Origin of the sequence: Streptomyces sp. ISL-66, assembly GCF_018614135.1 — a bacterium.
Taxonomy (GTDB): Bacteria; Actinomycetota; Actinomycetes; order Streptomycetales; family Streptomycetaceae; genus Streptomyces.
This window is the reverse complement of sequence record NZ_JAGGOW010000022.1, coordinates 1-9,064: the sequence shown is the minus strand read 5'-3', so window position 1 is coordinate 9,064 and position 9,064 is coordinate 1. Positions and strand designations below refer to the sequence as shown.

Genomic DNA, 9,064 nt, shown 5'->3' with positions numbered 1-9,064 from the left:
GCCGGGCCGGCGCCCCGCGCTCCGCGGCGGCCCTGGCCCGGTTGGCCCGGGAGTCCTCGGGCTCCAGCGGGATCGGCGATCCGCGCAGCGGCTCGTCGGCGGTGCGCGGCAGCGTCAGCCGGAACTGCGAGCCGCCACCGGGCTCGCCCCAGGCCTGGAGCCAGCCGCCGTGCAGCCGGGCGTCCTCGACGGCGATGGACAGGCCGAGGCCGGTACCGCCGGTCGTGCGCGCCCGCGCCGGGTCCGCCCGCCAGAAGCGGTTGAAGACGCGGGTGGCCTCGCCGGGCTTGAGCCCGACTCCGTAGTCCCGTACGGCGACGGCGACGGCCCCGCCCGCGGAGGCGAGCCGGACGACCACGTCGCGGCCCTCGCCGTGCTCGACGGCATTGACGACGAGGTTGCGCAGGACCCGTTCCACGCGCCGGGCGTCGGCTTCGGCTATCACCGGCTGGGTGTCGCCGAGGACGCGGATCCGGGTGCTCTTGTGTTCGGCGAGCGGTTCCGCGGCGTCGATGACCTGCCGTACGACGTCCCGCAGGTCGATGGGCTCCGCCTCCAGCGCGGCGGCGCCCGCGTCGAACCGGCTGATCTCCAGCAGGTCGGCGAGGAGCGACTCGAAGCGGTCGAGCTGTCCGGCGAGCAGCTCGGCGGAGCGCGCGGTGACCGGGTCGAAGTCGGCGCGGGCGTCGTGGATGACGTCCGCGGCCATGCGTACCGTCGTGAGGGGGGTGCGCAGCTCGTGGGAGACGTCGGAGACGAAGCGGCGCTGCAGCCGGGAGAGGTCCTCCAGCTGCTGGATCTTGTTCTGGAGGGTTTGGGCCATCTTGTTGAAGGCTTCACCCAGGCGGGCGATGTCGTCCTCGCCGGTGACCTTCATCCGCTCCTGGAGCCGCCCCGCGGAGAGCCGCTCGGCGATGCCCGCGGCCATCCGTACGGGGGTGACGACCTGGCGCACGACGAGCCAGGCGATGGCCCCCAGGAGGACGACGACGAAGAGCCCGGCGGTGGCGATGGTGACCTTGACCAGGTTGAGGGACTCCTCCTCCTGGGTGAGCGGGAAGAGGTAGTACAGGTCGTAGGGGTCGCCGTTGATGTCGGTGAGCCGCTTGCCGATGACGAGCGCGGGCTCGGGCGCCTTGGCCCCGGCGCCGGCGGTGTAGCGGACCTCGGAGAACGTCTTGAAGGCGCCGGTGGCGTGGTTGACCTCCCGGCGCAGTCCTTGCGGGACGCTGGCGTTCGGATCCACGTTGCCGGAGGCGCGCGCGCCGCGGACGCCGAGGGCGCCCCGTGCGGGCGGCTGTTCCTCGCCGGTGCCGGTGCCGGCGCCCAGGGCGGCGACCTCGAAGGCGCTCTGCCCGCCGCTGGCGAGCTGTTTTACGAGGGAGTTCATCCAGGTGCTGGCGTCGCGGCCGACCTTGTTGTCGGAGGCGTCGGGCCCGTCCGCCGTGTAGGGCGTGTTGGCTTTCTCCTGTGCGACCGCGAACCCTCCCGCGGCCTGGCTCTGCGCGGCCTCCTCCTTGGCGTCGAGGAGGCCCTTGCTGACCTGGGCGATGACCACGAAGCCGAGGGCGAGGACCACGGCGAGCGAGATCAGCAGGGTGGCGGCGACCACCCGGAGCTGGATGTTGCGCCGCCAGAGCCGGACGGCCGGAAGCAGCGGCCGGCGTACGAGGCGTACGAACAGCCGCAGCACGGGGCCGCCGGGAGCTCCGACCGCGTCAGGACGGAGCTGCCGGCCGCCCCGCAGCGCTCCCCAGCGGGAGCCGCTCCGGGGCTTGCCGGGCTGCACGTCAGCTCGGTCCGGCCTTGTAGCCGACACCGCGCACCGTCACGACGATCTCGGGGCGCTCCGGGTCCTTCTCGACCTTGGAGCGCAGTCGCTGGACGTGCACGTTGACCAGGCGGGTGTCCGCCGCGTGGCGGTAGCCCCAGACCTGCTCCAGCAGCACCTCGCGGGTGAACACCTGCCAGGGCTTGCGGGCGAGTGCGACCAGCAGGTCGAATTCGAGCGGGGTCAGCGCGATGGAGGCGCCGTCCCGCTTGACCGAGTGCCCGGCCACGTCGATGACGAGGTCACCGATGGCCAGCTGCTCGGGAGCCGGCTCCTCCGAGCGGCGCAGGCGGGCGCGGATGCGGGCCACCAGCTCCTTCGGCTTGAACGGCTTGACGATGTAGTCGTCGGCGCCGGACTCCAGGCCCACCACCACGTCCACGGTGTCGCTCTTGGCGGTGAGCATGACGATCGGTACGCCGGACTCCGCGCGGATCAGCCTGCACACCTCTATGCCGTCCCGTCCGGGCAGCATGAGGTCGAGCAGGACCAGATCCGGCTTCGCCTCACGGAAGGCAGCCAGTGCCTTGTCGCCGTCCGCTACGAACGACGGCTCAAAACCTTCTCCCCGCAGCACAATGCCGAGCATCTCGGCCAGCGCGGTGTCGTCGTCGACGACAAGGACGCGTCCCTTCATGGTTGACATCATCCCATTAGCTAATCGTTACCTGGCGGTGATCTGTCCCACAGCCCCAGGGGCTGGAAATCGCCCCTCGGACCTGCGTGGAGATCAAGGCGCCCAGTGTGCCCCGGATCCGCCTGACAAATGAAGGTGCGGGCCGGCCGGGATCCAGAGGACGCTTGGTCCGTTCGAGGTTGTCACATGGCACGATGGCAGCCGGACCAAGCGCCCGCACCCCGCAGTGCACGTGAAGGAGCGACGATGAACGACTCTCCGGGCTGGGCTACGCCCGGATCCTCCCCGTCCGACGGTGAGGGCTCCCACGGTACGCAGCCGCCCGCCCCGGCCTCGCAGCCCTCCGGCGGCGAGGGCGGCGACGGCGGCGACCCCAAATGGTCCGCCGAGCAGCCGCCGCCCGGCCAGTGGTCGAGCCCCACGCCCGGCCAGACCCCGCCCCCCGGACCGGGGCAGCCGCCCGCGGGAGCGCCGCAGGGCTGGGGCTCGTCCGGCGGGCAGCAGCTCGGCCACGGCGGCTACCCGGCCCCTCCGGGCGGCCAGGGCGGATGGAACCAGGCCCGGGCGGTCAAGCCGGGCGTGATCCCGCTGCGCCCCCTCGGTCTCGGCGAGATCCTCGACGGCGCGGTCGCCACCATGCGCAAGCACTGGCGTTCGGTGCTGCCGATCACCCTGGTCGTGGCCGTCGTCGTGCAGCTGACCTCGGTGCTCATCCAGAAGTTCGCGTTCGGCGACATCGTCCTCGACCAGTCGGAAACGGCCTCCGTCGAGGATCAGATCAATGCCGTGGGCGCAACCGCTTCGCTGACTTTGGCTGAAATGTTCATCCAGCTCGTCGGCACCATCGCGGCCACCGCGATGCTCACGATGATCTTCAGCCGCGCCGTGCTCGGCCACGCCTCCTCGATCGGCGGGGCCTGGCGCGAGTCGCGCTCGCAGCTGCCGCGGCTGTTCGCCCTGACCCTGCTCCTGGGCGTCGGCACGCTCCTCCTGGTCGGCGTACTGCTCCTGCCCGCCATCCTCACCGAGAGCGTCGGCCTCGCCGTCCTGGGCGGTTTCGCCGCCGTCGGACTCGTTCTGTGGCTGTGGATCAAGCTCTCCCTGGCGTCGCCCGCGCTCATGCTGGAGAAGGCCACGCTCGCCAAGGCCTGCGCCCGCTCCTGGAAGCTGGTCAAGGGCTCCTGGTGGCGCATCTTCGGCATCACCTTCCTCACCAACCTCATCACCGGCTTCGTCGCGGGGATCATCGTCGTGCCGCTGACCTTCCTCGGCGCGGCCCTGTTCGGCGGCGGTCTCGAAGGCCTCGCCGGCGGCACCGGAAGCAACAGCTGGGGCTTCCTGATCCTCGCCGGCATCGGCGGAATCATCGGCCTGACCATCACCATGCCGATGCAGTCGGGCGTCACCGTCCTGCTCTACGTCGACCAGCGCATCCGCCGCGAGGCCCTCGACCTGGAGCTCGCGCGGGCCGCCGGCATCGAGAACTACGGCACGGGCGCCACCGCGCCGCCCACCGGAGGCTGACGCGGGATGAGGGGCACGGGGGGCCTGCTCGCACGGACGGGATCAGCCACACCACCGGTCACGACCGGCCGTGATGCCGCCCGCGAGGCGGCGCGCGAGGAGCTGTCGAAGCCGGAGTACCACCGAAACGATCCGGGGCTGCTCCAGCGCGTCCTGAACCGGTTCTGGGAGTGGGTCGGGGACCTCTTCGACCACGCCTCCGGCGCCACCCCGGGCGGAACCCTGGGCCTGGTGGCCGTCGCGGCGTTCACCCTCCTCGTCGTCGCCGCCCTGTGGTGGCGGCTCGGCGCCCCCCGACGGGCCGTTCGCAGCGCGGTGGGCGCCCTGTTCGACGACGGCATCCGCAGCGCCGCCGACCACCGCACGGCCGCCGATGCCCTGGCCGCCGAGGGCCGCTGGAACGAGGCCGTCCAGGAACGCATGCGTGCCGTGGTCCGCTCCCTGGAGGAGCGCACCCTCCTCGACCCCCGCCCGGGCCGCACGGCCGACGAGGCGGCGGCCGAGGCCGCGGCGTCCCTGCCCTCCCAGGCCGCCGCCCTGCGCGCGGCGGCCCGCACCTTCGACGACGTCACCTACGGAGCCCGCCCGGCCAACGAGGCCATGTACGCCTCCCTCCGCGCCCTGGACCAAGCCCTGACCCGAACCAAGCCGCTCCTGGCAGGCCCCACCCCATGACCCCGGCCGACCCCCGCCCCGAGGCCGCGAGCCCCACCGGCCCGGCCGCAGCCCGCCCCGAGGCACTCAGGCCCACCGGCCCGGGCGCCCCCCGCCCCGAGACCCCGAGGCAAACCGCCGCGGCCGCCCCCACCGTCGGCGCGCTCTGGAACCGCGCCCGCGGGTTCCTCATCGCGCTCGCCGTGCTCCTCGCCGCCGGCCTCACGTTCGCCGCCCTGAACTCCGGTGCCCGGCACGGGTACCTCGACCCCCGCTCCGCCGACCCCGCCGGCAGCCGGGCCGTCGCCGAGCTGCTCAAGGCCCGCGGCGTCGACACCCGCGTCGTGACCACCGCCGACGAGGCCGCCCGCGCGGCCGGACCCGACACGACCCTGCTGGTCACCGACCCCGACCGGCTCGGTGACGGCCGGCTGCGCGCGATCCGCTCCGCCATCGACCTCTCCGGCGGCCGCACGGTCCTGATCGCCCCGAGCTCCCTCAGCCTCCCCACCCTGGCCCCCGGCACCCGCGCCCTGAACCCCGGCTCCGGAAACGGTGCCACCGGCACGGACGGCAACCTCGACCCGCGCGGCCCGGGCGTCCCCTGTGGGCTGCCCGCCGCCACCTCCGCCGGCCGGGCCGCGACCGGCGGCGGCTACCGCTACGTCGACGACACACCCGGGGCCACCGCCTGCTACCCCAGCGGCGGCCGCCCCACCCTCCTCGTCCTGCCCACCGGCACCCCCGGCGGCGACACCGTCCTCCTCGGCTCCGAGGCCGTCTTCCTCAACAAGACCCTCGCCAAGGAAGGCAACGCCTCCCTCGCGCTCCAACTCCTCGGCTCCCGCCCCCACCTCGTCTGGTACCTGCCGTCCCTCGCCGATTCCGACCCGGCGGACGCCGGCACCCAGGACAAGGACTTCCTCGAACTGATCCCCGCCGGCTGGAGCTGGGCCCTGCTCCAGCTCTTCCTCGCCGCCGCCGTCGCGGCCCTGTGGCGCGCCCGCCGCCTCGGTCCGCTCGTCACCGAACGGCTGCCCGTCCGCGTCCGCGCGTCCGAGGCCACCGAGGGCCGCGCCCGCCTGTACCGCAAGGCCGGGGCCCGCGACCGCGCCGCCACCGTGCTGCGCGGCGCCACCCGCGAACGCCTGGCCGCACTGGTCGGCGTACCGGCCACCCTGGCCCACGACCCCGCCTCCCTCGTCCCACCGGTCTCCGCCCGCCTCACCCACGCCGGCCCCGGCACGGGCCCCGGCACCGGCGCGGACACCGGCCCCCGCGACCTCACCGCCCTGCTCTTCGGCCCCACCCCCGGAACCGACGCGGCACTCGTCGCGCTCACCGACCACCTCGACGCCCTCGAAAGAGAGGTCCGCTCCTCATGACGGCCACCACGGACAGCAGCGCCCGCTCCGCCCTGGAGGCGCTCCGCACCGAGATCGGCAAGGCCGTGGTCGGCCAGGACTCCGCCGTCACCGGTCTCGTCGTAGCCCTCCTGTGCCGCGGCCACGTCCTCCTCGAAGGCGTTCCCGGCGTCGCGAAGACCCTCCTCGTACGCGCCCTCGCGGCCTCCCTCGAACTCGACACCAAGCGCGTCCAGTTCACCCCCGACCTGATGCCGAGCGACGTCACGGGCTCGCTCGTCTACGACGCCCGCACCGCCGAGTTCTCCTTCCAGAACGGCCCGGTCTTCACCAACCTCCTCCTCGCCGACGAGATCAACCGCACGCCCCCCAAGACCCAGTCCTCCCTCCTGGAGGCCATGGAGGAGCGCCAGGTCACCGTCGACGGCACCCCCCGCAAGCTCCCGGAGCCGTTCCTCGTCGCCGCCACGATGAACCCGGTCGAGTACGAAGGCACCTACCCGCTCCCCGAGGCCCAGCTCGACCGCTTTCTCCTGAAGCTCACCGTGCCCCTCCCCTCCCGCGAGGACGAGATCGGCGTACTGACCCGCCACGCCGCCGGGTTCAACCCCCGCGACCTGCACGCCGCCGGCATCCGCCCGGTCGCCGGCCCCGCCGAGCTCGAAGCCGCCCGCAAGGCCGTCGAGGCCACCAGCGTCTCCCCCGAGATCACCGCGTACGTCGTCGACATCTGCCGCGCCACCCGCGAATCACCCTCGCTCACCCTCGGCGTCTCCCCGCGCGGCGCGACCGCACTGCTGGCCACCGCCCGCGCCTGGGCCTGGCTCGTCGGCCGCGACTACGTCACCCCGGACGACGTGAAGGCCCTCGCCCTGCCCACCCTGCGCCACCGCGTCCAACTGCGTCCCGAGGCCGAGATGGAGGGCGTCACGGCCGACGCGGTCATCACCGCGATCCTCTCCCACGTCCCCGTCCCGCGCTGATGGCGTTCACCGGACGCGCCGCCCTGCTCGCGGCCCTCGGCAGCATCCCCGTCGGCATCGTCGAACCGAGCTGGACGGGGATGCTGGCGGTCAACGCCCCCATCGCCCTGGCCTGCGTCGTCGACTACGCCCTGGCGGCGCCCGTCCGCACGCTCCGGCTGGACCGCTCCGGCGACACCTCCGTACGCCTCGGCGAGGCCGCGGACGTCCACCTCACCGTCACCAACACCTCCACCCGCACCCTGCGCGCCCGGATCCGCGACGCCTGGCCCCCCAGCAGTTGGGTCCCCGGCACCGAAGTCGCGGCCTCCCGCCACGCGTTGAGCATTCCCGCGGGCGAACGCCGCCGCCTCACCACCCGACTGCGGCCCACCCGCCGCGGCGACCGCCAGGCGGCCCGCGTCACCATCCGCTCGTACGGACCGCTCGGCCTCCTCGCCCGCCAGGGCCACCACACCGTCCCGTGGACCGTGCGCGTCCTGCCGCCTTTCGCGAGCCGCAAGCACCTCCCATCCCGCCTCGCCCGACTGCGCGAACTCGACGGCCGCACCAGCGTGCTGACGCGCGGTGAGGGCACGGAGTTCGACAGCCTGCGCGACTACGTGCCGGGCGACGACACCCGCTCCATCGACTGGCGGGCCACCGCCCGCCAGAACAAGGTGGCCGTCCGCACCTGGCGCCCCGAACGCGACCGCCACATCCTCATCTGCCTGGACACCGGCCGGACTTCGGCCGGCCGCGTCGGCGACGCCCCCCGCCTGGACGCCGCCATGGACGCGGCCCTGCTCCTGACCGCACTGGCCACCCGGGCCGGCGACCGCGTGGACCTCCTGGCCCACGACCGCCGCCCCCGCGCCCAGGTCCAGGCCCGCTCGGCCGCCGACACCCTCCCGGCCTTCGTCAACGCCATGGCCACCCTGGAACCGGAGCTCGTCGAAACCGACTCCCGCACCCTGGTCTCCACCATCCTGCGCAGCGCCCCGCGCCGCTCCCTGGTGGTCCTCCTGACCGGTCTGGACGCGGCTCCCGTCGAAGAGGGCCTCCTCCCGCTCCTCCCCCGCCTCACCCAGCGCCACACGGTCCTGCTGGCCTCCGTGGCGGACCCCCACATCGCGGAGATGACCACGTCCCGCGGCACCGTCGAAGCGGTCTACGAAGCCGCCGCCGGCACCCAGTCCCAGTCCGCCCGCCACCGCACGGCGGAGCAACTCACCCGCCACGGCGTCCACGTGGTCGACGCCACCCCCGACACCCTGGCCCCGGCCCTGGCCGACGCCTACCTCGCCCTCAAGGCCGCCGGCCGGCTGTAGCCTCCCGGAACCTGTTCACGTGGCGCGGGCACGTGCCGTCTCCGCTGGATACGCTGGCCGGGGCACTCACCAGGAGGACACCATGGCCGACCTCGACCCCGAGCAGATGCGCCGTTTGCACGACTTCGCGGAGCAGCTCGCGGAGCTGGCCGAGCACCAGGAGGACCAGTGGAAGGTGCAGACCACCGACGGTCAGATCTTCCTCACGATGATGAGCCCCACGGCGCCCCACGGGCTGAACGTGGTGCGCCTGCGCCGCCAGATCGAGACCCAGACGCCTGAGGTCATGGCCCTCAACGACACGAACATGGGCGATCCGATCACCGGACTGACCAAGGTCCCCGACCTCATGGTGATCGCGGAAGAGGACACCGACGACACGGCGAAGGTCGTCAACGCCCGCGACGTCCTGATGGTCGTGGAGGTCGTCTCCCGCACGAACTCCCTCACCGATATCCGCGACAAGCTGCACGACTACCCGAGGATGGGGGTCCCTCTGTATGTCGTGGTCGACCCCCGCAAGGACAAGAGGACCGTCACCGTGCACAGCGACCCCTCGGAAGGGCCCGACGGCATCCGCTACCGCAAGAAGGTTCCCTACGCCTTCGGGGATGCCGTTACCGCCGGCCGGTGGTCGCTCGACACGAGCAGCCTCAAGAGCTACCCAGCCGACTGGTAACAGCGGGGAGCGTGCCCGCAGCCTGGCCGTAAACGCAGAAAAGCCCCGCACCGGACCCTATAAGGGCTGGTGCGGGGCTTTC

At 73.3% G+C, this 9,064-nt stretch carries 8 protein-coding genes; 6 read left to right on the top strand and 2 right to left on the bottom strand.

Annotation, left to right across the window (positions count from 1 at the left end; genetic code table 11):
- Both mtrB and mtrA read right to left on the bottom strand, forming a co-directional pair.
- The coding region (gene mtrB, locus J7E97_RS04690; protein WP_308346376.1) for an MtrAB system histidine kinase MtrB at nt 1-1,789 on the bottom strand (1,789 nt) is incomplete at its 3' end.
- 1 nt (nt 1,790) lies between these two features.
- Complete coding sequence (mtrA, locus tag J7E97_RS04685; RefSeq protein WP_189747360.1) at nt 1,791-2,480, bottom strand: two-component system response regulator MtrA; 690 nt, start codon at nt 2,478-2,480, stop codon at nt 1,791-1,793.
- Nucleotides 2,481-2,714: 234 nt separating this feature from the next.
- Between mtrA and J7E97_RS04680 the strand changes: the two genes are divergently transcribed.
- The 6 genes from J7E97_RS04680 to J7E97_RS04655 all read left to right on the top strand — a co-directional run bounded on the left by J7E97_RS04680 (nt 2,715) and on the right by J7E97_RS04655 (nt 8,982).
- Nucleotides 2,715-3,992, top strand: coding sequence for a glycerophosphoryl diester phosphodiesterase membrane domain-containing protein (locus J7E97_RS04680; protein ID WP_215022602.1), 1,278 nt, complete (start codon nt 2,715-2,717; stop codon nt 3,990-3,992).
- 6 nt (nt 3,993-3,998) lie between these two features.
- The gene (locus tag J7E97_RS04675) at nt 3,999-4,667 is read left to right on the top strand and encodes a DUF4129 domain-containing protein (protein WP_215022600.1); all 669 of its coding nucleotides are present in this window, start codon (nt 3,999-4,001) and stop codon (nt 4,665-4,667) included.
- Nucleotides 4,664-6,031 carry a DUF4350 domain-containing protein gene (locus tag J7E97_RS04670; protein ID WP_215022598.1) on the top strand — a complete coding sequence of 456 codons (1,368 nt, stop codon included), beginning with the start codon at nt 4,664-4,666 and terminating at the stop codon, nt 6,029-6,031. Before J7E97_RS04675 ends, J7E97_RS04670 begins: the two co-directional genes overlap by 4 nt.
- A complete protein-coding gene (locus J7E97_RS04665; protein WP_215022596.1) occupies nt 6,028-6,993 on the top strand; it encodes a MoxR family ATPase in 966 nt (321 codons plus the stop codon). The genes J7E97_RS04670 and J7E97_RS04665 overlap by 4 nt, the downstream gene beginning before the upstream one ends.
- Nucleotides 6,993-8,303 carry a DUF58 domain-containing protein gene (locus tag J7E97_RS04660; RefSeq protein WP_215022593.1) on the top strand — a complete coding sequence of 437 codons (1,311 nt, stop codon included), beginning with the start codon at nt 6,993-6,995 and terminating at the stop codon, nt 8,301-8,303. The genes J7E97_RS04665 and J7E97_RS04660 overlap by 1 nt, the downstream gene beginning before the upstream one ends.
- Nucleotides 8,304-8,385: 82 nt before the next feature.
- Complete coding sequence (locus J7E97_RS04655) at nt 8,386-8,982, top strand: Uma2 family endonuclease (RefSeq protein WP_215022591.1); 597 nt, start codon at nt 8,386-8,388, stop codon at nt 8,980-8,982.
- The last annotated feature ends 82 nt before the right edge of the window (nt 8,983-9,064 follow it).